The organism is Sabulicella flocculans, assembly GCF_045449635.1.
Classification (GTDB): domain Bacteria; phylum Pseudomonadota; class Alphaproteobacteria; order Acetobacterales; family Acetobacteraceae; genus Roseococcus.
Genome location: NZ_JBJJBR010000004.1, coordinates 159894 through 183587, shown reverse-complemented (window position 1 = coordinate 183587; position 23694 = coordinate 159894). Strand labels below are relative to the sequence as shown.

Sequence of the window (23694 nt, the reverse complement as noted above, 5' to 3'; positions counted from 1 at the left end):
CGCCCGGTCAGCGGGCGCGCCGCACCGCCTCTGGCGGCAGCAGGATGCGCACGCGGGTGCCCTCCCCGGGCGCGGTCTCGATGGCGAGGCTGCCGCCATGCGCCTCCGCCAGCCCTTTGGCGATGGGCAGGCCCAGCCCGGTGCCGGGGAAGGCGCGGGCGTAGCCGCCATCCACCTGCTGGAACGGCTCCAGCGCGCGGGGCACGTCCTCCGGCCGCATGCCGATGCCGGTGTCCGCCACCTCGGCCACCGCGCCGCCATCGGGCAGGGCGGCGATGGTCAGGGTGACGCTGCCGCCGGGCGGGGTGAACTTCACCGCGTTGCCCAGCAGGTTGCCCAGCACCTGGCCGAAGCGCAGCGGGTCCACCTGCAGCTCCAGCCCCGGCTCGGCCGCCGCGGCGGCGAGCGTGACCTGCGCCTGGATGGCCATGGCGACCATGCGGTCCACCGCCTCCCTGGCGACCTGCCGCGCCGGGCGCCAGGCGAGGGTGAGGGTGGGGCCGATGCTGGCGAGGCTGGAGTAGTCGAGGATGCTGTTGATCAGCTCCAGCAGCGTCTGGCCGGATTCGTGGATCTGGCGGGCATACTGGTCCTCCTGCGCCGGCGTCAGGCGGAAATGCCCCCGGCGCTCCAGCATGTCGGAGAAGCCGATGATGGCGTTCAGCGGCGTGCGCAGCTCGTGGCTCAGCGTGGCGATGAAGCGGGTGCGCACGGCGCTCGCCTCGTCCGCGGCGGCCTTGGCGGCCAGCATCTCCAGCTCCGCCCCGCGGCGCATCAGCACGTCGATGTAGACGGACAGCGCGCCCTCGATCAGCTCCTGGTCGCCCGGCTCGAAGGGGCGGCTGACATTGGCCTCCGTGCGGTTGCCCACGATCAGCGCGTGGCCGGAGGCGCGGTCGAAGGACCACAGCACAAAGGGGAACCCAAGCATGCTCGTCAGCTCGAAGGCCGGCGCCTCGAAGGCGGTGCGGGAGGTGGTGAAGAAGAAGGGCGGGGGGTTGGGCACGTGGAACGGCCCCGCCGGCGGCTCGCCCGCGAAGCCGATGGCGTGGGTGACGCGGAACATGTCGGTTTCCGGGTCGCGCAGGGCGAAGGCGGCGCGGTCGCACAGGGTGTTCTCGGCGATCACCGCCAGCATGGCCGCGCTCAGCGCCTCGCGCGTCGCGCAGCCATCGGCCACGCGGTGCGCCTCGCGGATCAGCTTGGCCACGGTGCGGGAGCGCCGGGCCTCGCGGAAGGCCTGGCTCTGCTCCTCCTGCAGCCGCAGCAGGCGCGCGCCGAGGTCGTTGCACTCGCGCCGGTAGTAGTCCAGCTCGCGCTGCAGCTTGGTGTTCTCGGTGGAGCGCACGATGTTCACCGGCGCGGCCGCAACGCTGTGAGCACCCCGGTCCAGTCCAGCGAGCGGCTGGTGCCGTCGGCGAAGGGCGCGATCTCCACCCCGGAATAGAAGCCCAGCAACGGGATGGCCGGGTCCAGCCCCTCCGCCACCAGGGCCGCCTCCTCCTGCATGCAGCCGCTGCGGGCGCTCGCGCGGCCGGCGCAGTCGATGTAGAGCGCCAGCAGGGCGTCCTGCCCGGCCATGCGCGCGTTCATGGCGGCGACGCCGCGCTGCACGGAATCCAGCATCAGGCCGTTGTCGCGGCTCATGATCTGCACCTGGGTGCCGCGCTCGAAATCCGGCTCGAACAGGGTGATGGCGTTGGTGGCGGGGTCGGCGCCCAGGATCAGGCGGTTGACGTAGGCGTTCTCGTCGTAGGGGGCGTAGATGTCGCCCTGCTTCTGGCCCAGCGTGGCGATGAGGGTGAGGCCGTGGCCGGGCGTGCCGCCGATCGGCAGGCCCAGCATGCGCTCGATGATGCGCAGCGCCGGCTGGCCGTCCAGCTCGAAGATGGTGGCACCGTCGATGCGCGTGATCTCCATGAAGGCGCTCACCGGCCGGCAGCCGTGCAGGATCACCGTCTCGGCCACCACCGAGGGCGGGAAGACCAGGGCGATCACGGCGTGCTTGCGCACCGCCGCGCCGTCGAACACCCAGGCGCCGGACATGTTCATGTCGGTCAGCAGCCCGCCGCCGATCACCGTCAGCGGCGCGTCGCCGGCCGCGTCGTTGAAGCCCGCGACGATGGAGGAGGCGTGGTGCAGCCGCAGCGGCTGGGCGCTGGCCACGCTGTCGAACAGCAGCAGCACCGCAGCCGGGCCCTGCGCCAGGGCGCGCACGCGCGCGCCGATGGCGGCGCCGGCCGCGCGTTCGCCCGCATCCAGCCCGTGGCCGACCACCAGCTCGGGCGTGGTCGCCGGGTCGCAGAAGGCGAGGATGCCGATCTCGAACCCGCTGTAGCCCAGGCCGCCGCGCGCGATGGCCCCGGCCGCCGAGCCGCCGACCACCGGCACGCCGGCGAAGGCCCCGCCCAGCGCCGCAAGCGCCGCCGCGGGGTCCAGCTTGCCGCCGGCGAAGACCAGCAGCAGGGTGGGGGTGCAGTCGCCGAGCGCGGCCACGGCCTGGCGCACGGCCAGCGCGGTGTCCGGGCTCTTGCCGTAGCCGATGCGAACCAAGTCCGTCATCGTCGCTTGCATGGCGTCATCCTGGCCTCACCCGCCGCCGCACCACCATCGGGCGGGCAAGCGTGACGGGACGGTAACACGCCAGGAGGGCACCACAGCCCCGTTCATTCTGCAAGCCTTGCAGGACCGGGCGGGCGCACAACCGCCGCGCTGCGCCGCGGCGGGCAGGGTGGGATTCGAACCCACGGTGGGTTTGACCCCACGGCGGTTTTCAAGACCGCTGCCTTAGACCGCTCGGCCACCTGCCCCCGGCGGGGCGACTATTCGCCCGCCAGCCGCACCGCCGGCAAGGGGGTGACCAGCTTCAGCAGCCCGTGCACGTCCGGCGCGGCCGCCAGCCCCAGCACCGCGTCGGCCAGCGCCGCGGCGCGCTCGGCGCCCAGCACGGCGTCGGCCAGCCCGTGGAACTTGGCGCGCAGCTCCGCCTCGCTCAGGAAGTTGCCGGGCTCGCCCTTGGGCACCACCACGAACTTGGTGAAGGACTGCCCGCGGGCGCGCACCGTCAGCTTGCCGGACATGTTGGCGGGGAACTCGGCCTGCACCTCCGGGTCCTCCTCCGTCACGATGCGCGGCATCAGGGCGCGCATCGGCGCCTCGTCCATGCGGGCGTAGCTGTCCCAGCCGAAATGGCCGTGCAGCAGCGCGCAGGCCACCACGAAGGGGCCGCTGAACTGCCCGTCCACCACATTCCGCGGGTTCTGCTTGTAGGTCAGCGGCGCGCCCACCAGCAGCATGCCCTTGTTGGGCAGGCCCATGGTCACGCCCTCGATCTCCTCCGGCGCGAAGCCGTGCTCGGCGCGCAGCGCCAGCGCCGCGTCCACGCAGGCATGGCCGTAGCGGCAGGAGGGATAGGGCTTCACCGCCGTCTCCATCAGCTCGTACTGATGGCCCAGCCCTTGCAGGGCGCGCTCGGGCACCGGGTTGGGGCTGTAGGCGCGCAGGAAGCCGGCCTTGCCCTCCAGCGCCTCGGCGGCGCCGCGGAAGCCCTCGCGCGCGGTCAGCGCCGCGGCCAGCCCGGCCATGGCCGCCCAGCCCACCTGGAAGCGCTTGGTCCAGGCGCCATTGGCCAGGAACTGCAAGGAGCCCGCGGATTGCGACAGCGCGATGCCGAAGGCATCGGCGATGCGCGCCGCGTCCAGCCCCATCACCCGGCCGGCCGCGGCGGCGGCGCCGAACACGCCGCAGGTGGCGGTGGGGTGGTAGCCGCGGTCGTAGTGGTCGCCCGCCGGCATGGAGATGGCCAGCCGGTTCATCACCTCGTAGCCCGCCACCACGGCGGCGATGACGTCGGCGCCGCTGGCGCCGGTCATCTCGGCGGCGGCCAGCGCGGCGGGGATCACCGGCGCGCCGGGGTGCAGGGTGCCGGCGGCGTGGGTGTCGTCGAAGTCCAGGCTGTGGGCGAAGGCGCCGTTCAGCAGCGCCGCCCCCAGGGGCGAGGCCCTCTGCGCATCCCCCCACAGCACGTGCGGCCCGGCCATCAGCCCCATGGCGCGGGCGGCGGCCAGCAGGGGCGCGCTGCTCTCGGCGTCGTGGCGGCCGCGCAGCATGTTGCCGGCCAGGTCGAGGATGAGGAAGCGGGTGCGCGCCTCCACCTCCGCCGGCAGGTCCGCGTGGCGGATGGCGGCGGCGTATTCCGCGAAGCGCTGGGTCAGGCCGGTCATGGGCGTCGTTCCTCCGTCGCGCCGCCAGGCGCGGCGGGCGCGCGCGGCAAGCTTGGGTCAGGTGCGGCAAGGTGCGCCAGGGTCCCGGCCGGCGCAAGTTCCGTTGCCGCCCCCGGCGGGACGTGGCAGGGAAGGGCGCATGCTCACCCGACGCGCCCTGGCCGCCCCCCTGCTGGCGCTGCCCGTGGCCTCCCCGGCCCGCGCGCAGGCCGAAAGCTTCGACGCCTTCCTGGCCGGCGTGCGCGCCGAGGCGCGGCGCGGCGGCGTCTCCCCCGCCACGCTGCAGCGCGCCTTCGCCGGCCTGCGCCCCAATGACCGCGTGCTGGAGCTCGACCGCCGCCAGGCCGAGTTCACCCAGACCTGGCCGCAATACCGCGACGCCCGCCTCTCGCCCACGCGCATCGAGAACGGCCGCCGCGCCATGCAGGAGCACCGCGCGACCCTGGCCGCCATCCAGTCCCGCTTCCGGGTGGAGCCGGGCGTGGTCGTCGCCATCTGGGGCATCGAGACCAGCTACGGCGGCTTCACCGGCAACTTCAACGTGATCGAGGCCCTGGCCACCCTGGCGTGGGAGGGCCGCCGCGCCGCCTTCTTCCGCGCCGAGCTGCTGGCTGCGCTCCGCATCCTGGAGGCGGGCAACGTCTCGGTGGACCGGATGCGCGGCTCCCACGCCGGCGCCATGGGCCACCCGCAGTTCATGCCCACCTCCTTCGAGCGGCTGGCGGTGGACTTCGACGGCGACGGCCGGCGCGACATCTGGGATTCGCGCGCCGACGCCCTGGCCTCCATCGCCAACTACCTCGCGCGCTCCGGCTGGCGCGACCCCGACCCCTGGGGGTTCGAGGTCCGCCTGCCCGGCAACATGGCGCTGGAGGGGCTGGACCACCGCAACACCCGCCCGATGGCCGACTGGGCGCGGCTGGGCGTGCGCCACTTCGACGGCGGCGCCCTGCCGGCGCTGGGCGGGGACTGGGCGGTGGTGGTGCCCGGCCTGTCGCGCGGCGACGCGCAATCCTTCCTGGTCGGGCAGAACTTCATGGCCATCCGCCGCTACAACCCGTCCAACTTCTACGCCACCGCCGTGGGCCTGCTGTCCGACCGGGTGGGCTGATGCGCGCCCTGGCCGCCCTGCTGCTGCTGGCCGCCTGCGCCCAGCCGCCGGCCCCGGCGCCGCAGCCGCGCTTCCTGCTGGGCGAGGGCTACCGCATGGGCGGCCAGTGGTCCTACCCGCGCGAGGACTTCGCGCTGGATGAGCGCGGCGTCGCCGCCATCCTGCCCGCCGGCCGCGGCGGCCTGACCGCCAATGGCGAGCGCCGCGACGACCGCGCCATGGCCGCCGCCCACCGCACCCTGCAGCTTCCCGCCATCGTGTCCGTCACCAACCTGGAAAACGGCCGCACCCTGCGCCTCCGGGTGAACGAGCGCGGGCCGGAGCAGCCGGGCCGCGTGCTCGCCGTCTCGCCCCGCGCGGCGGAGCTGCTGGGCGCGCGCGGCCCGTTCCAGGCGCGGGTGGTGGTGGATGGCCCGGCCTCCCGCCGCGCCGCCGCCGGGCTGCCGGGGCAGGGGCCGGCCATCGCCGTCGCCGCCGCGCCGGTGGCCGCCGTGGGCCGCGAATCCCTGGCCCCGCCCGCCGGCGCCCGCGCCGCCGCCCCGCGCGCCGAGACCCCGCGCCGCGCCGCCGCCGACGCCGCGCCAGAAGCCGCGCCGGAGCCCGAGGCGCTGCCCGAATCCGTGCAGCCCGGCCCCGCCAGCCCGGGCCGGCTGTTCCTGGAGGCCGGCACCTTCTTCCGCGCCGACCTCGCCCGCGCCCAGGCCGCGCGGCTGGGCCTGGGCGCCGAGCCCGCCGGGCCGCCCGGCCGCCAGCAGCCCTGGCGGGTGCGCGGCGGCCCCTATGCCAGCCTGGCGGAAGCCGACGCCGCCTTCGCGCGCGCGCTGCAATCCGGCCAGCAGGAACTGCGCCTTGTGGTGGAGTAGCGCGGCGGCGTAATCCTTCGCCCCATGGCTTCCCGACGCCTCCTCCTCGCCTCCGGCCTCGCGCTGGCATCGCCCGCGCTGGCCGCTCCCGCGCTGGCGCAGCAGCGGCCCCCGGCCGGCGCCCAGCGCCCCGGCCAGCGCGGCCCGGCCGCCCCGCCCACCACCCCGGCGCAGTCGCCGCTCGGGCCGGTGGACACCGCCGCCCGCCACGTCCTGCTGCTCGACTTCGAGACGGGCGCGACCCTGCTGGACAAGGGGGCGGACACCTCCATGCCCCCGGCCTCCATGTCCAAGCTGATGACCATGTACGTGGTGTTCGACATGGTCCGCAAAGGCCGGCTGCGGATGGACCAGATGCTGCCGGTCAGCGAGGCCGCTTGGCGCATGGGCGGCTCCAAGATGTTCGTCGGCCTGAACGAGACGGTGAGCGTGGAGAACCTGGCCCGCGGCGTCATCGTGCAGTCGGGCAACGACGCCTGCGTGGTGCTGGCCGAGGCCATCGCCGGCAGCGAGCGCGCCTTCGCCGACCTGATGAACCAGAGCGGCCGCGACATCGGCCTCACCGGCAGCAACTTCCGCAACGCCACCGGCTGGCCCGACCCCGAGCACCGCATGACGGCGCGCGACCTCGCGGTGCTGGCGCGGCGCATCATCCTCGACTTCCCGGACCACTACCGCCTGTATTCCGAGCGCTCCTTCCGCTGGAACAACATCACGCAGGAGAACCGCAACCCCATCCTGGGCCGGGTGCAGGGCGGCGACGGCCTCAAGACCGGCCACACGGAGGAGGCGGGCTTCGGCCTCACCGCCTCGGCCAGGCGGGGCGAGCGGCGGCTGATCCTGGTGGTGGCGGGCCTGCCCTCCATGCGCGCCCGCGCCGAGGAAAGCGAGCGCCTGCTGGAATGGGGCTTCCGCGAGTTCGAGAACGTGGTGCTGTTCGGCGCCGCCGACACCATCGAGGAAGTGCCGGTCCACCTGGGCGAGCGCCGCACCGTGCCGCTGGTCGGCGGGCGCGACGTGGTGGCCACCCTGCCGCGTGGCTGGCGCAGCGGCCTGCAGGCGAAGCTGCGCTACGACGCCCCGGTGCCCGCGCCCATCGTCAAGGGCCAGGAACTGGGCCGGCTGGAGGTCTCGGGCCGCGGCGTGCCGAACATGAGCCTGCCGCTCTACGCCGGCGCCGACGTCGAGCGCCTGGGGCTGGTGCCGCGCATCCCGGCGGTGCTGGGCCGGATGCTGGGCGGGGCGTGACGCCCGGCCGCTTCATCACCCTGGAAGGCGGGGAGGGCGCGGGCAAGACCACGCAGGGCGCCCTGCTGGCCGCCGCGCTGTGCGCCCGCGGCCGCCCGGTCCTGCGCACGCGCGAACCCGGCGGCGCGCCGCGCGCCGAGGCGCTGCGCGGCTTCATCCTGGCCCATGGCGGCTGGGACGCGCAGGCCGAGATGGCGCTGCACGTCGCCGCCCGGCGCGAGCACTGGGCGGCGCTGATCGCCCCCGCCCTGGCCGCCGGCATCACCGTGGTCAGCGACCGCTTCCACGACAGCACCTGGGCCTACCAGGTGGCCGGGCAGGGCGCCCCCGCCGCCGCCTTCGACGCGCTGCATGAGGCCCTGCTGCCCGACGCCCGGCCGCACCTGACCGTGCTGCTGGACATCCCGCCCGAGGCCGGGCTGCGCCGCGCCCGCGACCCCAACCGCTACGAGGCGCTGGGCGCCGCCTTCCACCGCCGCGTCCATGAGGGCTTCCTGGCCCGCGCCGCCGCCGAGCCCTCGCGCTTCCTCTGCCTGGACGCGCGGCAACCGCGCGAGGCGGTGGCCGCCGCCATCCTGGAGCGCGCCCTTGCCGCCTGAGCCGCGCGCCAACCCCCACCTGTTCGGCCACGCCGCGGCGGAAGCGGCGCTGGCCCAGGCCACCCGCGCCGGCCGGCTGGCCCATGCCTGGCTGGTCACCGGCCCGCCGGGCATCGGCAAGGCCACGCTGTGCTGGCGCTTCGCCCGCTGGCTGCTGGCCGGCCTGCCCCCCGGCGAGGGGCTGGCGCTGGACCCGGCGCACCCGGTGTTCCGCCGCGTCGCCGCCGCCTCCCACCCCGACGCCCTGCTGCTGGCCCCGGCGGAGGAGCCGGGCAAGCGCCGCATCATCAAGGTCGAGGAAGCGCGCGAGGCCCGGCGCTTCCTGTCCCTCACCGCCGCCGAGGGCGGCTGGCGCGCCGTGCTGGTGGACCACGCCGACACCCTGGCCACCGAGGGCGCCAACGCCATCCTCAAGACGCTGGAGGAGCCGCCGCCGCGCACCGTGCTGCTGCTGGCCACCGCAGCACCCGGGCGGCTGCTGCCCACCATCCGCTCGCGCTGCCGCCGGCTGGACCTGGCGCCGCTGGACAACGCCGCCATGCGCGCCGCCCTGGCCGCCCTGGCGCCGGAAGCCGACGCGGCGGCGCTGCTGCCGCTCGCCGACGGCTCGCCCGGCCGCGCCCTGGCGCTGACGGAAGGCGAGGGGGTGGCGCTGGCCGCGCTGGCCCAGGCCACGCTGGACGGCCTGCCGCGCTCCGGCGGGAAGGAGGCGCACGCCCTGGCCGACCGCATCGCCGGGCGCGACGCCCAGGCCTTCGCCCCCTTCTTCGCCGCGCTGGAGCGCGCCGCCGCCGCCGCCCTGCGCGCCGCCGCCCGCGGCGGGCCGGCCCCGGCCTGGCTGGCCGGCCGCCCCCTGGCCGCCGGCGCCGCCGCCCTGTCCGAGGTGCGCCGCCTGGCCGAGGACGCCGAGCGCCTGGCGCTGGACCGCCGCCAGGCCGTGCTGGTGGCGCTGGACAGGCTGCGGCGCGGGTAGCAGAAGCGGCGCATGCCGCGCACCTGCCTCACGACGCCCATCTACTACGTCAACGACAAGCCCCACATCGGCCACGCCTACACGAGCCTCGCGGCCGACGTGCTGGCGCGCTGGAAGCGCCTGTCGGGCCACGAGGTGTTCTTCCTCACCGGCACCGACGAGCACGGCCAGAAGGTCGAGAAGGCGGCCCGCGACGCAGGCGAGGAACCGCAGGCCTTCACCGACCGCGTCAGCCAGGCCTTCCGCGACCTGACCGCCACCATGGGCTTCAGCAACGACGCCTTCATCCGCACCACCGAGCCGCGCCACCGCCACGCCTGCCAGGAGCTGTGGCGCCGCCTCGCCGCGCGCGGCGAGATCTACCTGGGCGGCTACGAGGGCTGGTACGCGGTGCGCGACGAGGCTTTCTACGGCCCCGACGAGCTGACCGAGCGCGACGGCGTGCGATACGCCCCCTCCGGCGCCCCGGTGGAGTGGGTGACCGAGCCCTCCTACTTCTTCCGCCTGTCGGCGTGGCAGGAAAGGCTGCTGGAGTTCTACGAGGCCAACCCCGGCTTCATCGCCCCGGCCTCGCGCCGCAACGAGGTCATCGCCTTCGTGAAGGCGGGGCTGCAGGACCTGTCCATCTCCCGCACCTCCTTCCGCTGGGGCGTGCCGGTGCCGGGCGACGACGCGCACGTGATGTACGTGTGGCTGGACGCGCTCACCAACTACATCACCGCCCTGGGCTGGCCGGAGGAGGGCGAGGCGTGGCGCTTCTGGCCGGCCGACGTCCACTTCGTCGGCAAGGACATCCTGCGCTTCCACGCCATCTACTGGCCCGCCTTCCTGATGGCCGCCGGGCTGGAGCCGCCGCGCCGCGTCTTCGCCCATGGCTGGTGGACCAACGAGGGGCAGAAGATCTCCAAGTCGCTGGGCAACGTCATCGACCCGGTGGAGCTGGTGGAGCGCTTCGGCCTCGACCCCGTGCGCTACTTCCTGCTGCGCGAGGTGCCGTTCGGCCAGGATGGCGACTTCTCGCGCGCCGGGCTGGTGAACCGCACCAACGGGGAGCTGGCCGACGTGCTGGGCAACCTCGCCAACCGCACCCTCACCCTCATCGCGAAGAACCTGGACGGCCGCCTGCCCGCCCCCGCCGCGCCCGGGCGCGCGCTGGGCGAGGCGCTGTCCGGCCTGCCGGCGCGCGTCGGCGCCCACCTGGACGCGCAGGAGTTCCACCTGGCGCTGGAAGCCATCTTCGCCGCCGCCCGCGCCGCCAACGTGGACATCACCGAGCAGGCCCCCTGGGCCCTGCGCAAGACCGACCCGGCGCGGATGGCGGTGGTGCTGCGCCAGCTGCACGACGCGCTGCGCGTGCTGGGCACCGTGCTGCAGCCCTTCATGCCCGGCACCATGGCGCTGATGCTCGACCAGCTCGGCGTGCCGGCCGGGGCGCGCCACCTGGGCGCGCTGGACGCCCCGCTGCCGGAAGGCCACCCCATCGGCACCCCCGCGCCGCTGTTCCGCAAGGTCGAGGCATGATCACCGACAGCCACTGCCACCTCGACTACTTCAGCGAGGAGGAGCAGCCCGCCATCGTCGCCCGCGCCGTGGCCGCCGGCGTCACCCGCATGGTCACCATCGGCACCCATGTCGGGCAGGCCGCCGCCGTGAAGGCCATCGCCGAGCGCTTCCCGGAGGTCTGGGGCACGGTGGGCGTGCACCCGCACCGCGCCGGCGAAGGCGCGATGCCCACGGTGGAGGAGCTGGTGGCCCTGGCCGACCACCCGCGCATCATCGGCCTGGGCGAGAGCGGGCTGGACTACTTCTACGACAAGTCCCCGCGCGACGTGCAGCGCGAGGGCTTCCGCCGCCACATCCGCGCCGCCCGCGCCGCCGGCCTGCCGCTGGCCATCCACGCCCGCGACGCTGACGACGACATTGCCGCCATCCTGGAGGAGGAGGGGCGGGCAGGGGGCCCCTTCGCCTTCCTGCTGCACTGCTTCTCCTCCACCCCGGCGCTGGCCGACGCCGCCATCGCCATGGGCGGCTTCCTGTCGTTCAGCGGCATCCTGACCTTCCCGCGCAGCGCCGAGCTGCGCGCCGTGGCGGCCCGCATGCCGGCCGAGCGCCTGCTGGTGGAGACGGACGCGCCCTACCTGGCGCCGGTGCCGCACCGCGGCAAGCGCTGCGAGCCCGCCCACACCGCCCTGACCCTGCGCGTGCTGGCCGAGGCGCGCGGCGAGAGCCCGGAGGCGATGGCGGCGCAGACCACGGCGAACTTCCTGCGCCTGTTCCCGCGCGCGGCGTGACGGCGCTGCGCGTCACCCTGCTGGGCACCGGCTCCTCGCAGGGGGTGCCGGCCATCGGCGGGCACTGGGGCGCCTGCGACCCCGCGGAGCCGCGCAACCGCCGCACCCGCACCAGCGCCCTGCTGGAATGCGGCGGCACGCGGCTGCTGCTGGATGCCGGCCCGGATTGCCGGGCCCAGCTGCTGGCGGCCGGGGTGGGGGCGCTGGACGGCGTGGTGTTCACCCACGCCCACGCCGACCACGTGATGGGCCTGGACGAGCTGCGCCAGGTCAACCGCAACACCGGCCAGCCGCTGCCCGCCTTCGGCCTGCCCGAGACGCTGTCCGAGCTGCAATCGCGCTTCGCCTACGCCTTCAAGGGCGGCTCGCGCGGCTTCTTCCGGCCCGACCTGCGCGCGACGCCGCTGGAGCCCGGCGCCGCGGCGCAACTGGGCGCGCTGCGATTCACCGTGTTCGAGCAGGACCACGCGGTGATGCGCACCCTGGGCCTGCGGGTGGGCGGCTTCGCCTATTCCACCGACGTGGTCCGCCTGCCGGAAGCGAGCCTGGCCGCCCTGCGCGGCGTCCAGACCTGGGTGGTCGGCTGCTTCCGCCCGGCGCCGCACCCGGTCCATGCCGGGCTGGAGGAGGTGCGCGCCTGGCAGGACCGCATCCGCCCGGCGCGCATCATCCTGACCCACATGGGCGACCAGATGGACTGGGCGAGCCTCAGAAGCAGCCTGCCGCCCGGCATCGAGCCCGGCCATGACGGCCTGGCCTTCGACGCCTAGCCGCGACCAGGCAGCCTCAGGCGGCAAGGCGCACAGCACCGGCAAGCCGCCCGCGCATGGGCGCCCAGCGCCGGAAGCTTTTGCCCGGATTTCCCCGGGTTTTTCCCAAGGTTTTCCACCGCCGTTTCTTTCCATAATCAATATTATGGCGGAACCAGACCTGTGGATGGACTGTGGACGGCGCTTGCCCTAGGCCCGCCGCATGGACCCTTCCCCCATCTCCCGCCTCCTGGACGTCATGGCCGCGCTGCGCGATCCCGCCGCCGGCTGCCCCTGGGACCTGGCGCAGGACTTCGCCGCCATCGCGCCCTACACCGTCGAGGAAGCCCACGAGGTCGCCTCCGCCATCACCGATGGCCCCGACCCGGCGGCGCTGAAGGACGAGCTGGGCGACCTGCTGCTCCAGGTCGCCTACCATTCGCGCCTCGCCGAGGAGCGCGGCTGGTTCGCCTTCGGCGACGTCGCCGCCGCCATCGCCGCCAAGATGGTGCGCCGCCACCCGCACGTCTTCGGTGACGCCGCCGCCCGCGACGCCGGGATGCAGGAACAGGAATGGGACCGCCATAAGGCCGCCGAGCGCGCCTCCCGCGCCGAGACCGGCACGCTCTCGGGCGTGGCCGGCGCCCTGCCCGCGCTGGCCCGCGCCGCCAAGCTGACCCGCCGCGCCGCCGCCGTCGGCTTCGACTGGCCGGACGCCGCCGCCGTGCTCGACAAGCTGGAGGAAGAGGCCGCCGAGCTGCGCGCCGAGCTGCCGGCCGCCGACCCGGCGCGCCTGGCCGATGAGCTGGGCGACCTGCTGTTCGTGCTGGCCAACCTCGGCCGCAAGCTGGGCCTGGACCCCGAGGCCTGCCTGGGTGCGGCCAACCGCAAGTTCGAGCGCCGCTTCGCCGCGGTGGAGGCCGCCCTGGCCGGACGCGGCCTCGCGCCCGCCGATGCCGGGCTGGAGGCGATGGAGGCCGAGTGGCAGGCCGCCAAGCGGCGCGGCCTTTAGTCCTATATGCTGCGCCGAACTTCCTAGGATACTTGTCCTGGCCAGGGCAGCCCGGTGGAGGACCGGTCAACCGCGGGAAATATTCCTCCGCCGTAGCCCGCCGCTTCGGGGATGTGCAGGTTTGTCCCGCCCTGCCCGTCCGGGCGCGGCACCGGCATCACCGTCACCACCGGCGTGCGCGCCGCCGCGTCCAGCGCCTCGGCGGCACTTGCGAAGCGCGCCAGGCGCTGCAGGTTCAGCCGCGTCGGGAACACCATGTTCCACCGCCCCTGCCCCGCCTGGTCCAGCGCGTCCTGCGGCCGCAGCCAGGCGCACTCCACCGCCTCGCGCCCGTCATGCAGGGCCTCCTGCCCCTCGGGGGCCAGGGCGGCGAAGAAATGGGTGTCGAAGCGCTTGGGCGCGTGCTCGGGCGTCACCCAGTGCGCGAAGTGCACCAGGCGCTCCGGCTCCGGGCGCAGGCCGCGCGCGCGGAGCTCGGCGCCGAAGGGCGTGGCCACCTCCACCGGCGGCGCCGGTGGGCGGGCCAGCAGGATGCCGATTTCCTCCCATGCCTCGCGGATGGCGGTGATGCGGAAGGCGCCCAGCGCGTCCTCGGCTGCGGCCAGCACGCCATCGGCCTCCTCCACCCGGCCGCCGGGAAACACCAGCGCGCCGGCGGCGAAATCCACCTCCCGCGTGCGGGCCACCAGCAGCACCTCCAACCCCGCCGGGCCGTCGCGCAGCAGCATCAGGGTGGCGGCGGGGCGCGGGATGGCGGGGGCGGGCTTGTCCATGCCGGCAGCCTCCGCCCCTGCCCGGCCGGGGTCAATCCGCCCGGATGTTGCCCTCGCGGATCACCGGCTCCCAGGTGGCGTACTCGCGCCGGATGTGGGCGGCGAAATCCTCCGCGCTGCCGCCGACCACGCGGCCGGCCTGCTGGCGGAACACCGCCTCCTGCACCTCGGGCATCGCGGCGATGCGGCGGAACACCTCGTTGATGCGCTCGGCCAGCCCGCGCTCCATCCCCGCCGGGGCCAGGATGCCGTGCCAGACCGACTGGTCGAAGCCGGGCAGCGTCTCCGCCAGGCCGGGCACGCCGGGCAGGATGGGGCTGCCCTGCGGGTGGCTCACCGCCACCGCCCGCGCCCGCCCGTCGCGCACCATCGCCAGCGCCGAGGACACGGTGGGGAAGCCGAACTGCGCGTCGCCGCGCACCAGCGCCGTCACCATCTCCGCGCCCGAGCGGTAGGGCACGTGCACCATGCGCACGCCCGCGCGCTTCAGGAACAGCTCCATGAACAGGTGCGAGCCATTGCCGTTCCCGGCCGAGGAATAGGTGAAGGCGTCCGGCCGCGCCCGCGCCGCGGCGATGATCTCCGCCGGGCTCTGCTGCGTCACCGAGGGGTGGGCGATCAGCGCGCCGGGCAGGTTCACCAGGTGGATGATCGGCGTGAAGGCCGAGAGCGGGTCATAGGGCAGCGCCGGGTACAGCAGCCGCCCGATGCAGTTGGCGCCGATGTCGGCCATCATCAGCGTGGCGCCGTCCGGCCGCTGGGTGGCGACGAAGGCGCCGGCGATGGTGCCGCCGGCGCCGGGACGGTTCTCCACCACCAGCGTCTGGCCGTTGGCGTGGTCGGCGAAGCGGGAGGCGACGTTGCGGCTCAGCGTGTCGATGGCGCCGCCCGGCCCGAAGGGCACGATCAGGCGGATCGGCCGGTCGGGCCAGCCGGGCTGCGCCAGCGCCGGCCGGGCCAGCGGCAGGGCGGCAGCGGCCAGCAGGGCGCGGCGGCGCGAAAGGGGGTGCGGCATCATTTCCTCCGTGACATCCTTGGGTGTGTTCCTGCCCGCCCGGCGGGGCGGATGCAAGCACGGGAAAGTGGAGGCGCGATGACCTGGTCCCTGCTGGCCCATGACCCGGCGACCGGCGCGCTGGCGGTGGCCGTCACCACCTGCAACCTCGCGGTCGGCGCCTCCTGCCCCTACCTGCGCGCCGGGGTGGGGGCGGTATCCACCCAATCCATCACCAACCGCTACCTCGGCCCGGCGGCGCTGGACGCCCTGGCGCGCGGCCTGGCCCCGGCGCTGGCGCTCGACTCGGTGCTGGCCGGCGACGAGGGGCGCGGCCTGCGCCAGGTCCACGCGCTGGATGCCCGCGGGCGCGCCGCCGCGCACACCGGCGCCAACTGCGTGGAATGGTGCGGCGCGCTGCGCGGCGAAGGCTGGTCGCTGGCCGGCAACATGCTGGCAGGCCCGGAGGTGCTGGCCGCCACCCGCGACGCCTTCCTGGCCCATGCCGGCCTACCCCTGCCCGAGCGCATGGTCGCGGCCCTGCAGGCCGGCGAGGCCGCGGGCGGCGACCGCCGCGGCCGGCAATCCGCCGCCATCCAGCTGGTCACCACCGAGGCCTTCCCCGACCTCGACCTGCGGGTGGACGACCATTCGGAGCCGCTGGGCGAGCTGGCGCGGCTGCTGGCGCTGTGGCGGCGCGACCGCGCCCCGGCGCTGGGCCGGCAGCCGCGCCTCGCCCAGCCGGCCGGCAGCCTGGACCTCGACGCCATGGAGGCGGCATGGGCCGCGAAGGGGCTGGACCTACGCTTCCGGCGGTGAGGCCGGCGCCGGGTCCAGCCGCGCCTCCAGCGCCGCCAGCCGGGCCTCCAGCGCCTCGGCGCGCTCGGTGGCGCGGCGGGCCAGCTCCATCGCGGCGGCGAGGTCCTCGCCGCGCGCCAGGTCCAGCCGGCTCACCATCGCCTCGGCCTGGGCGCGGGCCATGGATTCCAGCTCGGTCCGCAGCCCGTTGAGCAGCGACAGCGCGCCGCCGGCCACCCCGGCCAGGTCATCCAGCTTCTGACGTCCATCCTTGAACATGGTGCGCGATCCTCATCCGAAGGCTGAGGATATAGGCAGCCTCATCCTCCGCGTGAACCACGGCGCGCGTTAAGCGAAGCTTCAGGGAATCCGGCGATCCTGAGCGCGCCGGCAATCCGCCGGGGCGGCCCCACCCCCTCCGGCCGCCGAGACCGCCAGAAGGGCGATGGGATGAGGTCCCCCGGCCATGCAATCCCCGGTCTGGCGCGACATGCCGGATGAGCTGCAACTCGCCCTGGCCCAGGAGGCGCTGCGCCGTGCCGCCGAAACCCTGGCCGACCACGCCGAGGTGCTGGCGCTGGAAATGGAGCACGGCATCCTGGCCGACCGCGGCGGCCCCGACGCGCTGCGCCTGTTCGCGCATCTGGTGCGGGCAACCAGCCTCGACTCCATCGGCGCGGCGGGCCATGCCTGAGGCGGCCCGGGCCTTCCGCGCGTGTTGCGGCGGAATTACCGGGGCACGGGACGGTGCCGGCGCGACCCGTGGCTAGAGGACGCGCCCTGCCACCGCGTCCAGCTTGGCCAGCAGCGCGGGGTCCCGCTTCTCGGGTGCGGTGATCAGCGCGTGGTCCAGCGCGCGGTCGCAGCCGGCCGGGCACGGGCCGCGCGGGGCGCCGATGGCCGGCACCAGCGCCTTGACCAGGGCGCGCGCCTTGTCGGCGTTGCCCAGCAGCACCTTGACCACCTGCTCCACCGTCACGGCATCGTGGTCCTCGTGCCAGCAGTCAAAGTCCGTGACCATGGCGACCGAGGCGTAGCAAAGCTCCGCCTCGCGCGCGAGCTTGGCCTCGGGCATGTTGGTCATGCCGATGACGTCGCAGCCCCACTGGCGGTACAGGTTCGACTCGGCCTGGGTGGAGAATTGCGGCCCCTCCATCACCAGGTAGGTGCCGCCCCGCGTCATCGGCAGGCCCAGCCCCTGCCCCGCCTGCGCCACGGCGCCGGACAGCCGCGGGCAGGTCGGGTGCGCCACCGAGACATGCGCGACGCAGCCCACCCCGAAGAAGCTCTTCTCCCGTGCGAAGCTGCGGTCGATGAACTGGTCCACCACCACGAAATGCCCGGGCGGCAGCTCCTCCTTGAGCGAACCGACGGCGGAGAGCGAGATCACGTCCGTCACGCCGCTGCGCTTCAGCGCGTCGATGTTGGCGCGGTAGTTGAGGGCGGAGGGCGGGCGCGGGTGGCCGCGGCCGTGGCGCGGCAGGAACACGCAGCGCACGCCCCCCAGCACGCCGAACAGCAGATCGTCCGAGGGCTCGCCCCAGGGCGTCTCGACGCGGCGCCACTCGCGCCCCTCCAGCCCCTCGATGTCGTAGAGGCCGGAGCCGCCGATCAGGCCGATCACGGGTTGGATCATCTGCATCCTCTCGAACGAAAACGGCCCCTGCCGCGCGGGCAGGGGCCGGGGATCGCGGCAGCCGGTGGCTGGCCGCTCAGTGCTTCACGTCGGCCCAGACCTTACGCTTGGTGGCGTAGGCCAGCCCGCCCAGGATGGCCAGGAACAGCAGGATCTTCACGCCCATCTGCTTGCGGCGCTCGGTCTCCGGCTCGGCGGCCCAGGCCAGGAAGGTGGTCACGTCGCGCGCCATCTGATCCACCGTGCCGCGGGTGCCGTCGGCGAACTCCACCTGCCCGTCGTTCAGCACGTTGGGCATGGCGATCAGGTGGCCGGGGAAGTACTCGTTGTAGTGCATCCCCTCCGGCACGGCGAAGCCGGCCGGCGCGTCGCGGTAGCCGATCAGCAGCGCGCGCACGTAGTTGGCGCCGTCATGCCGCGCCTTGGTGATCACCGACAGGTCGGGCGGCAGGGCGCCATTGTTGCCAGCCCGCGCCGCCTGGTCGTTGGCGAAGGGCCGCTTGAAGCGGTCGCTCAGCCGGGCCGGGCGCTCGAACATCTGGCCCTCGTCGTTCGGGCCGTCCACCACGGTGAAGGAGGCGGCGATGGCCCGCGCCTCGCCCTCGCTCAGCCCGATGTCCAGCAGATTGCGGTAGGACAGCAGCCGCATGGAATGGCAGGCAGAGCAGACCTCCTTGTACACCTGGAAGCCGCGCTGCTGGGCGGCACGGTCAAAGGTGCCCAGCAGAGAGTTGAAGGAGAAGCCGGCATTGGGCGCGGGCGGCGCCTCCCCCGCCGCGAGGGCGGGGGTGGCGGCGGCGAGCGACGCCGCGACGGCGAGGGCCTTGAGGAAACGCATGGTCAGGCCTTCTCCATCGGCTTGGCGGCGGCGGCGGCCGGGATGGGCCCGCCGCCCAGGACGGCCCGGTGGCCCAGCACGGCGGCGGCGATGCTCTCCGGCAGCGGCAGCGGCCGCTCCAGCTTGCCCAGCACCGGCAGGATCACCAGGAACCAGGCGAAGTAGTAGGCCGTCGCGATCTGCGAGATGATGACGTAGGGCTGCTCGGCCGGCTTGCCGCCCGCCCACATCAGCACGAAGAAGCTGATGACCCACAGGAAGAAGAACATGCGGGCCAGCGGCCGGAACCGCATGGAGCGCACCTTGGAGGTGTCCAGCCAGGGCAGCGCGAACCACACCAGGATGGAGCCGAACATCAGCAGCACGCCGCCCAGCTTGTCCGGCACCGCGCGCAGGATGGCGTAGAAGGGCAGGAAGTACCATTCGGGCACGATGTGCGCCGGCGTCACCAGCGGGTTGGCCGGGATGTAGTTGTCCGGGTGGCCCAGGTAGTTCGGCGCGAAGAACACCAGGAAGGCGAACAGCGCCAGGTAGGCGACGATGCCGACCGAGTCCTTGATGGTGTAGTAGGGGTGGAACGGCAGCGTGTCCTGCGGCCCCTTGGGCTCGATCCCCAGCGGGTTGTTGGACCCGGTGATGTGCAGCGCGGCCACGTGCAGGAACACCACGCCGAAGATCACGAAGGGCAGCAGGTAGTGCAGGCTGAAGAAGCGGTTCAGGGTGGGGTTGTCCACGCTGAAGCCGCCCCACAGCAGCGTCACGATGCTCTGCCCCACCACGGGGAAGGCGCTGAACAGGTTGGTGATGACGGTGGCGCCCCAGAAGGACATCTGGCCCCAGGGCAGCACGTAGCCCATGAAGGCGGTGGCCATCATCAGCAGGAAGATCACCACGCCCAGCATCCACAGCAGCTCGCGCGGCTTCTTGTAGGAGCCGTAGTACATGCCGCGGTAGATGTGGATGTACACCACGATGAAGAACATCGAGGCGCCGTTCATGTGGACGTAGCGGATCAGCCAGCCCCAGTTCACGTCGCGCATGATGCGCTCGACGCTGTCGAAGGCGTAGGCGGTGTGGGGCGTGTAGTTCATCGCCAGGAAGATGCCCGTGGCGATCATGATGACCAGGTTGATCATCGCCAGGGCGCCGAAGTTCCAGAAGTAGTTGAAGTTCCGGGGCGTGGGGAACGTCCCGTACTCCTTCTGCATCATGGTGACGACCGGCAGGCGCTGGTCGATCCAGCGCAGCACCGGGTTCTTCACCTGCGAGTCATGGAGGCCGATGGCCATGGGTGGCTCCTCTTCAGCCGATGCGGATCGTGGTGTCGTTGGTGAAGGCGTAGTCCGGGATCAGCAGGTTGGACGGGGCGGGCCCCTTCCGGATGCGTCCCGAGGTGTCGTAGTGCGAGCCGTGGCAGGGGCAGAACCAGCCGCCGTAGTCGCCCTTGGCGTCGGTCGGCTTCTGGCCCAGCGGCACGCAGCCCAGGTGGGTGCAGACCCCCACCATCACCAGCCAGTTGTCGCGCCGCACGCGGGACTGGTCGGTGGCGGGGTCCTTCAGCTCGCCCAGCGGCACGGCGCGGGCCTGCTGGACTTCCTCCGCGGTGCGGTTGCGCACGAAGACCGGCTTGCCGCGCCACATCACCGTCACCGCCTGGCCCGTCGCGATGGGGGTCAGGTCCACTTCGGTGGAGGCCAGCGCCAGCACGTCGGCCGAGGGGTTCATGGAGGAGACGAAGGGCCACGCGATGCCCGCCACGCCCACGGCGGCGAAGGCCGCGGTGGTCAGCTTCAGGAAGTCGCGCTTGGTCGCGCCGGGCTGCGCCCCCGGGGCGGCCTGGGCCATCTGCGGCGCCATGGTGTCAGCCATTCGGTCCTAACCTCATACCGGATTTCGCGCGCGGCACGGGGCATGCTGCGCCCCGCACCGCGCCGCCTCTGCTATTAGGGGCGGTTCCCGGCCCTGGCAACCGCGGTTGCGCCTCCGTTCCGTCTCACATCGGCGTCATTCCGCGCTATCCAGGCCCGAAGATGACCGAACCCCTCACCCACCCCCTCGCCGCCCCCGCTGCCGCCTGGTTCCGCACCCTGCGCGACCGCCTCTGCGCCGCCTTCGAGGCCATCGAGGCCGAGGCCGGCAGCGAAAGCCGATTCGCCTTCACCGACTGGCAGCGCCCCGGTGGCGGCGGCGGCACCATGGGCCTGCTGCGCGGCCAGGTGCTGGAAAAGGCGGGGGTCAACATCTCCACCGTCCACGGCGAGTTCTCGCCGGAGTTCCGCAAGCAGATCCCCGGCGCGGAGGAAGACCCCCGCTTCCTGGCCACCGGGGTCTCGCTGGTGGTGCACCCCCGCTCGCCGCGCTGCCCCACCGCGCACATGAACACGCGCTTCATCGTCACCTCCCGCGCCTGGTTCGGCGGCGGCGGCGACATCACGCCGATGGACAAGGAGGCCCCGTGGTCGAAGGAGGACGCCGCCTTCTTCCACGACGCCTTCCGCGCCGCCTGCGACCGCCACGACCCGGACTACTACCCCCGCTTCTCCCGCTGGTGCGCCGAGTACTTCTTCCTGCCCCACCGCAACGAGGAGCGCGGCCTGGGCGGCATCTTCTACGACTGGCTGGGCGACCGCACGCCGGGCCGCGGCGCCGAGGCCGACTTCGCCTTCACCAAGGATGTCGGCCTCGCCTTCCTCCAGGCCTACCCCGCCATCCTGCGCCGCCGGATGGCAGAAGCCTTCGACGAGTCGGAACGCGCCATCCAGCGCCACCGCCGCGGCCGCTACGTGGAGTTCAACCTGCTGCACGACCGCGGCACGCTGTTCGGCCTGCGCACCGGCGGCAACGTCGAGGCCATCCTCATGTCGCTGCCGCCGGATGCTGGCTGGTAGTCAGGCCCCCTCCCCCTCGGGCATGGCGCGCGGCGCGGTGGGCGGGCCGCCGGGCGGGATGTCCCCGGGCCGGTAGGCCGGAAGGCGGCTGGCCGGCAGGATGGTGAGCAAGGCGAGGCAGGCCATGATCAGCAAACCGACCTTCAGCGCCCGCAGCCGCGCCTCGGTGTTCACCGCCACCGCCTCCTCCACCTGGGCGGGGGTGGCGGTGGTGCGGGCCATGATGTCCCGCAGCCGGTCGTTGGACACGAAGTTCACGCTTTCCAGGTCCAGCTGGGACTGGATCCCGGCCGGCAGCCGGGTGTTCTCCGCCAGCGAGCGCATGACGCCCGCGCTCAGCAGCGCCACCAGCACCGCGCCGGCCACCGCGGTGCCGACCCCGGCCGCGAGGTTCTGCGTGGTGCCGCGCAAGGAGCCGACATCGCCCGCCAGCTCCTTCGGCGCCGCCGTCACCAGCACGTTGAACAGCAGCGTCACCAGCGCCCCCTGGCCGATGCCGAACAGGATCAGGCCGCTCATCACCACCAGGGCCGACCAGTCGTTGCGGATCACCCAGGCCAGCCAGAACAGCGAGACGGTGCAGATGGCGAAGCCCGCCATGCCGATGGCGCGCGGGCTGAGCACCGGGTAGAGGCGCACCACCAGCATGGCGGTGAAGAACACCGTCAGGTTGAAGGGCAGCATCGCCACCGCCGTCTCGATCGGGCTGCGCCCCTGCACGATCTGGATGTAGAGCGGCACGGAGAAGTTCAGCATCGCCTCCAGCGCCACCACGCTGAACAGCGCGATCACCGCCGCGCGCTCCTGGTGGGAGGTGATGACGCGCAGGTCCAGCAGAGGGGTGCCGCCGCGCGCCTGCACCCGCCGGCACCACAGGATGAAGCCCTGCAGCAGCACGATGCCGGAAACGATCATCAGCGGCGCCGGCGACATGCCCATGACGTCGAAGGGCGCCGCCGGACGCGCCGCCCCCAGCCCCCAGCGGTTGAGGTTGTTGAACCCGAACACGATCAGGATGATGGAGGCGGCGGCCAGCACCACCCCCACCAGGTCGATGCTCACCTCCGGCCGCGCCGCCTCCGGCTTCAGCCTGGGCGACAGCACCAGGATGAGGGCGCAGACGGCGATCAGGATGCCGAACACCGGCCGCCAGCCCAGGAAGGTGCCCAGCATCCCGCCGATCAGGAAGGCCGCCACGCCCGCCGCGGCGCGGGCCGAGCCCAGCGCGCCCACCGCCGTGGCCTGCTGCTGCCCGCGATAGTGGTTGGCGATCAGCGCCACCAGCGCCGGCACGTTCACCGCCGCCGCCAGCCCCACCAGCAGCTGCGCCGCCAGCATGAAGGTGGCGGTGGGCGACATCACCATCACCACCTGCCCCAGCCCGAACAGCGCGATCACCACCCGGAACACGGCGGTGGAGCCGAAGCGCTGCACCAGCTTGGCGCCCAGCATCACGAAGCCCGCCACCGACAGCGAGTACATGACGATGCCCGTCGCCACCGTGGTGGGCGGCACGCCGAAGCTCTCCACCATGCCCGACAGCGACACCGGCAGCGCCGCCACGTTGAACGACATGATGGCCTGGCCCAGCGCGATGACGATCATCGGCACCCAGGAGTCGCGGGTCTCGGTCGCGCTCATGCGGAAGCTCCCACGGGTTCGGAGGCGAGGATGTCCAGGCCCAGCGCGACGGACAGGTGGCGCGCCGCCGCCTGGCCGCGCACGCTGTTGCCCGCGGCGTCCAGCCGCGGCGAGAAGGTGCCCAGCGCCCCCTTGCCCGGCGCGACGGTGACGATGCCGCCGCCGATGCCGCTCTTGCCCGGCAGCCCGACCTCGTAGAGCCAGTCGCCCGAGGTCTCGTACATCCCGGCGATGGTCATCACCGCCAGGGCGTGGTGGCAGTCGGCGGGGCTCACCACCCGCTCGCCGGTCAGCGGGTTCACCCCGCCATCGGCCAGCGTGGCGCCCATCACCGCCAGGTCGCGCGCGGTGACGTCCAGCGAGCACTGCATGGTGTAGAGGTCCACCGCCTCCATCGGCTCGGCGTAGATGGCGCCGACCGAGCGCAGGAAGGAGGCGAGCGCCCGGTTGCGGTGGTTGGTGCGCCGCGCGGAATCCAGCACCTCCCCGTTCATCGGCAGGCTCCGTCCGGCGAAGCGCGAGAGCCCCTCGTGCAGGAAACGCCATTTGGCCGCGGCGTCGGCGCCCGGCACCAGGCTGGTGGTGGCGATGGCGCCGGCATTCACCATGGGGTTGGTGCGCCCGTCCGGGCTGCGCTCGACCCCGGCCACCGAGTTGAAGGCGTAGCCGGTGGCGTTCACCCCCACCTTCTCCCGCAGGACCGCGGGGCCGATGGCGGCGCAGACCAGCGCGAAGACGAAGGGCTTTGACACGGACATGATGGTGAAGGGATGGCCCGCATCGCCGGCGGCGAAGCTGCGCCCGTCCGCCGTGGCCACGCACAGGCCCCACAGGCCGGGGTCCACCCGCTCCAGCGCCGGGTACACGGCGGACACCGCGCCGTCATCCAGCGTGGCGAAGCGGCGGTGCGCCTCCTCCACCGCGGCCTGCACCCGCTCCGCGGGCGGCAGGCTGCCCGTGGAGACGTAGCTCCGGGGGTCGGCTTCCATGGCGTGCCCCTCCCTGCGGGCCCGCGCAGCCTAGCGCCGAAACGAGTCGCCGCGCATCACCGGCGTGT

24 protein-coding genes and 1 tRNA gene are annotated in these 23694 nt (G+C 73.7%); 12 read left to right on the top strand and 13 right to left on the bottom strand.

Annotated elements, in window-relative coordinates:
- Positions 1 to 7: 7 nt before the first annotated feature.
- The 4 genes from ACI6QG_RS07310 to ACI6QG_RS07295 form a co-directional block, all read right to left on the bottom strand.
- Complete coding sequence (locus ACI6QG_RS07310) at positions 8 to 1357, bottom strand: sensor histidine kinase (RefSeq protein ID WP_407023923.1); 1350 nt, start codon at positions 1355 to 1357, stop codon at positions 8 to 10.
- Positions 1354 to 2562, bottom strand: coding sequence for an FIST signal transduction protein (locus ACI6QG_RS07305; protein ID WP_407023922.1), 1209 nt, complete (start codon positions 2560 to 2562; stop codon positions 1354 to 1356). Before ACI6QG_RS07305 ends, ACI6QG_RS07310 begins: the two co-directional genes overlap by 4 nt.
- Positions 2563 to 2723: 161 nt before the next feature.
- Positions 2724 to 2810, bottom strand: a tRNA-Ser gene (locus ACI6QG_RS07300).
- 12 nt (positions 2811 to 2822) lie between these two features.
- Positions 2823 to 4223 carry an MmgE/PrpD family protein gene (locus ACI6QG_RS07295; RefSeq protein ID WP_407023921.1) on the bottom strand — a complete coding sequence of 467 codons (1401 nt, stop codon included), beginning with the start codon at positions 4221 to 4223 and terminating at the stop codon, positions 2823 to 2825.
- Between the two features lie 139 nt (positions 4224 to 4362).
- On the opposite strand from ACI6QG_RS07295, the gene ACI6QG_RS07290 reads away from it, so the two are divergent.
- The 9 genes from ACI6QG_RS07290 (at position 4363) to mazG (ending at position 13069) form a co-directional block, all read left to right on the top strand.
- Positions 4363 to 5334 (top strand): lytic murein transglycosylase, encoded by a 972-nt coding sequence (locus ACI6QG_RS07290; protein ID WP_407023920.1) that lies wholly within the window; start codon positions 4363 to 4365, stop codon positions 5332 to 5334.
- Positions 5334 to 6197, top strand: coding sequence for a septal ring lytic transglycosylase RlpA family protein (locus ACI6QG_RS07285; protein WP_407023919.1), 864 nt, complete (start codon positions 5334 to 5336; stop codon positions 6195 to 6197). The genes ACI6QG_RS07290 and ACI6QG_RS07285 overlap by 1 nt, the downstream gene beginning before the upstream one ends.
- Positions 6198 to 6221: 24 nt before the next feature.
- Positions 6222 to 7445, top strand: coding sequence for a D-alanyl-D-alanine carboxypeptidase family protein (locus ACI6QG_RS07280; RefSeq protein ID WP_407023918.1), 1224 nt, complete (start codon positions 6222 to 6224; stop codon positions 7443 to 7445).
- Positions 7442 to 8044, top strand: a complete 603-nt coding sequence (gene tmk / locus ACI6QG_RS07275; RefSeq protein WP_407023917.1) for a dTMP kinase — start codon at positions 7442 to 7444, stop codon at positions 8042 to 8044. The genes ACI6QG_RS07280 and tmk overlap by 4 nt, the downstream gene beginning before the upstream one ends.
- Positions 8034 to 9017, top strand: a complete 984-nt coding sequence (locus ACI6QG_RS07270; protein ID WP_407023916.1) for a DNA polymerase III subunit delta' — start codon at positions 8034 to 8036, stop codon at positions 9015 to 9017. The genes tmk and ACI6QG_RS07270 overlap by 11 nt, the downstream gene beginning before the upstream one ends.
- 12 nt (positions 9018 to 9029) lie before the next feature.
- Positions 9030 to 10538, top strand: coding sequence for a methionine--tRNA ligase (metG, locus tag ACI6QG_RS07265; RefSeq protein ID WP_407023915.1), 1509 nt, complete (start codon positions 9030 to 9032; stop codon positions 10536 to 10538).
- On the top strand, positions 10535 to 11308 hold the full coding sequence (locus tag ACI6QG_RS07260) for a TatD family hydrolase (protein WP_407023914.1): 774 nt from the start codon (positions 10535 to 10537) through the stop codon (positions 11306 to 11308). The genes metG and ACI6QG_RS07260 overlap by 4 nt, the downstream gene beginning before the upstream one ends.
- Positions 11305 to 12078 (top strand): MBL fold metallo-hydrolase, encoded by a 774-nt coding sequence (locus ACI6QG_RS07255; RefSeq protein ID WP_407023913.1) that lies wholly within the window; start codon positions 11305 to 11307, stop codon positions 12076 to 12078. Before ACI6QG_RS07260 ends, ACI6QG_RS07255 begins: the two co-directional genes overlap by 4 nt.
- 202 nt (positions 12079 to 12280) lie before the next feature.
- On the top strand, positions 12281 to 13069 hold the full coding sequence (gene mazG / locus ACI6QG_RS07250) for a nucleoside triphosphate pyrophosphohydrolase (protein WP_407023912.1): 789 nt from the start codon (positions 12281 to 12283) through the stop codon (positions 13067 to 13069).
- A gap of 23 nt (positions 13070 to 13092) precedes the next feature.
- On the opposite strand, the gene ACI6QG_RS07245 is transcribed toward mazG, so the two are convergent.
- Entirely contained in the window at positions 13093 to 13842 is a 750-nt protein-coding gene (locus ACI6QG_RS07245) for an NUDIX hydrolase (protein WP_407023911.1), read from the bottom strand.
- 31 nt (positions 13843 to 13873) lie between these two features.
- Complete coding sequence (locus ACI6QG_RS07240) at positions 13874 to 14857, bottom strand: Bug family tripartite tricarboxylate transporter substrate binding protein (protein WP_407023910.1); 984 nt, start codon at positions 14855 to 14857, stop codon at positions 13874 to 13876.
- A gap of 78 nt (positions 14858 to 14935) precedes the next feature.
- On the opposite strand from ACI6QG_RS07240, the gene ACI6QG_RS07235 reads away from it, so the two are divergent.
- Positions 14936 to 15655: a DUF1028 domain-containing protein gene (locus ACI6QG_RS07235; protein WP_407023909.1), complete on the top strand. Its 720-nt coding sequence runs from the start codon at positions 14936 to 14938 to the stop codon at positions 15653 to 15655.
- Here ACI6QG_RS07235 and ACI6QG_RS07230 read toward each other — a convergent pair.
- A complete protein-coding gene (locus tag ACI6QG_RS07230; protein WP_407023908.1) occupies positions 15638 to 15913 on the bottom strand; it encodes an accessory factor UbiK family protein in 276 nt (91 codons plus the stop codon). The genes ACI6QG_RS07235 and ACI6QG_RS07230 overlap by 18 nt on opposite strands.
- Before the next feature lie 187 nt (positions 15914 to 16100).
- On the opposite strand from ACI6QG_RS07230, the gene ACI6QG_RS07225 reads away from it, so the two are divergent.
- Positions 16101 to 16328, top strand: coding sequence for a hypothetical protein (locus tag ACI6QG_RS07225; RefSeq protein ID WP_407023907.1), 228 nt, complete (start codon positions 16101 to 16103; stop codon positions 16326 to 16328).
- 72 nt (positions 16329 to 16400) lie between these two features.
- On the opposite strand, the gene ACI6QG_RS07220 is transcribed toward ACI6QG_RS07225, so the two are convergent.
- From ACI6QG_RS07220 to petA, 4 genes are all read right to left on the bottom strand, one after another.
- Positions 16401 to 17270 (bottom strand): S-methyl-5'-thioadenosine phosphorylase, encoded by an 870-nt coding sequence (locus ACI6QG_RS07220; RefSeq protein WP_407023906.1) that lies wholly within the window; start codon positions 17268 to 17270, stop codon positions 16401 to 16403.
- A 76-nt stretch (positions 17271 to 17346) separates the two neighbouring features.
- Positions 17347 to 18108: a cytochrome c1 gene (locus ACI6QG_RS07215; protein ID WP_407023905.1), complete on the bottom strand. Its 762-nt coding sequence runs from the start codon at positions 18106 to 18108 to the stop codon at positions 17347 to 17349.
- Positions 18109 to 18110: 2 nt separating this feature from the next.
- Positions 18111 to 19397, bottom strand: a complete 1287-nt coding sequence (locus tag ACI6QG_RS07210; protein ID WP_407023904.1) for a cytochrome b — start codon at positions 19395 to 19397, stop codon at positions 18111 to 18113.
- A 13-nt stretch (positions 19398 to 19410) separates the two neighbouring features.
- A complete protein-coding gene (gene petA, locus ACI6QG_RS07205) occupies positions 19411 to 19977 on the bottom strand; it encodes a ubiquinol-cytochrome c reductase iron-sulfur subunit (RefSeq protein WP_407023903.1) in 567 nt (188 codons plus the stop codon).
- Positions 19978 to 20138: 161 nt separating this feature from the next.
- Here petA and hemF point away from each other — a divergent pair, with 161 nt between their 5' ends.
- A complete protein-coding gene (gene hemF / locus ACI6QG_RS07200; protein ID WP_407023902.1) occupies positions 20139 to 20996 on the top strand; it encodes an oxygen-dependent coproporphyrinogen oxidase in 858 nt (285 codons plus the stop codon).
- Here hemF and ACI6QG_RS07195 read toward each other — a convergent pair whose 3' ends face one another.
- Positions 20997 to 22637, bottom strand: coding sequence for an MFS transporter (locus tag ACI6QG_RS07195; protein ID WP_407023901.1), 1641 nt, complete (start codon positions 22635 to 22637; stop codon positions 20997 to 20999). It abuts the gene before it with no gap.
- Positions 22634 to 23626 (bottom strand): glutaminase A, encoded by a 993-nt coding sequence (gene glsA / locus ACI6QG_RS07190; RefSeq protein WP_407023900.1) that lies wholly within the window; start codon positions 23624 to 23626, stop codon positions 22634 to 22636. The genes ACI6QG_RS07195 and glsA overlap by 4 nt, the downstream gene beginning before the upstream one ends.
- Between the last annotated feature and the right edge of the window lie 68 nt (positions 23627 to 23694).

Excerpts from the sequence above, each read along its gene's own strand:
- ACI6QG_RS07305 (WP_407023922.1), bottom strand. The coding sequence starts at position 2,562 with ATGACGGACTTGGTTCGCATCGGCTACGGCAAGAGCCCGGACACCGCG.
- ACI6QG_RS07295 (WP_407023921.1), bottom strand. The coding sequence starts at position 4,223 with ATGACCGGCCTGACCCAGCGCTTCGCGGAATACGCCGCCGCCATCCGC.
- ACI6QG_RS07290 (WP_407023920.1), top strand. The coding sequence starts at position 4,363 with ATGCTCACCCGACGCGCCCTGGCCGCCCCCCTGCTGGCGCTGCCCGTG.
- ACI6QG_RS07285 (WP_407023919.1), top strand. The coding sequence starts at position 5,334 with ATGCGCGCCCTGGCCGCCCTGCTGCTGCTGGCCGCCTGCGCCCAGCCG.
- ACI6QG_RS07280 (WP_407023918.1), top strand. The coding sequence starts at position 6,222 with ATGGCTTCCCGACGCCTCCTCCTCGCCTCCGGCCTCGCGCTGGCATCG.
- metG (WP_407023915.1), top strand. The coding sequence starts at position 9,030 with ATGCCGCGCACCTGCCTCACGACGCCCATCTACTACGTCAACGACAAG.
- ACI6QG_RS07260 (WP_407023914.1), top strand. The coding sequence starts at position 10,535 with ATGATCACCGACAGCCACTGCCACCTCGACTACTTCAGCGAGGAGGAG.
- mazG (WP_407023912.1), top strand. The coding sequence starts at position 12,281 with ATGGACCCTTCCCCCATCTCCCGCCTCCTGGACGTCATGGCCGCGCTG.
- ACI6QG_RS07245 (WP_407023911.1), bottom strand. The coding sequence starts at position 13,842 with ATGGACAAGCCCGCCCCCGCCATCCCGCGCCCCGCCGCCACCCTGATG.
- ACI6QG_RS07240 (WP_407023910.1), bottom strand. The coding sequence starts at position 14,857 with ATGCCGCACCCCCTTTCGCGCCGCCGCGCCCTGCTGGCCGCTGCCGCC.
- ACI6QG_RS07235 (WP_407023909.1), top strand. The coding sequence starts at position 14,936 with ATGACCTGGTCCCTGCTGGCCCATGACCCGGCGACCGGCGCGCTGGCG.
- ACI6QG_RS07230 (WP_407023908.1), bottom strand. The coding sequence starts at position 15,913 with ATGTTCAAGGATGGACGTCAGAAGCTGGATGACCTGGCCGGGGTGGCC.
- ACI6QG_RS07225 (WP_407023907.1), top strand. The coding sequence starts at position 16,101 with ATGCAATCCCCGGTCTGGCGCGACATGCCGGATGAGCTGCAACTCGCC.
- ACI6QG_RS07220 (WP_407023906.1), bottom strand. The coding sequence starts at position 17,270 with ATGATCCAACCCGTGATCGGCCTGATCGGCGGCTCCGGCCTCTACGAC.
- ACI6QG_RS07215 (WP_407023905.1), bottom strand. The coding sequence starts at position 18,108 with ATGCGTTTCCTCAAGGCCCTCGCCGTCGCGGCGTCGCTCGCCGCCGCC.
- ACI6QG_RS07210 (WP_407023904.1), bottom strand. The coding sequence starts at position 19,397 with ATGGCCATCGGCCTCCATGACTCGCAGGTGAAGAACCCGGTGCTGCGC.
- petA (WP_407023903.1), bottom strand. The coding sequence starts at position 19,977 with ATGGCTGACACCATGGCGCCGCAGATGGCCCAGGCCGCCCCGGGGGCG.
- hemF (WP_407023902.1), top strand. The coding sequence starts at position 20,139 with ATGACCGAACCCCTCACCCACCCCCTCGCCGCCCCCGCTGCCGCCTGG.
- ACI6QG_RS07195 (WP_407023901.1), bottom strand. The coding sequence starts at position 22,637 with ATGAGCGCGACCGAGACCCGCGACTCCTGGGTGCCGATGATCGTCATC.
- glsA (WP_407023900.1), bottom strand. The coding sequence starts at position 23,626 with ATGGAAGCCGACCCCCGGAGCTACGTCTCCACGGGCAGCCTGCCGCCC.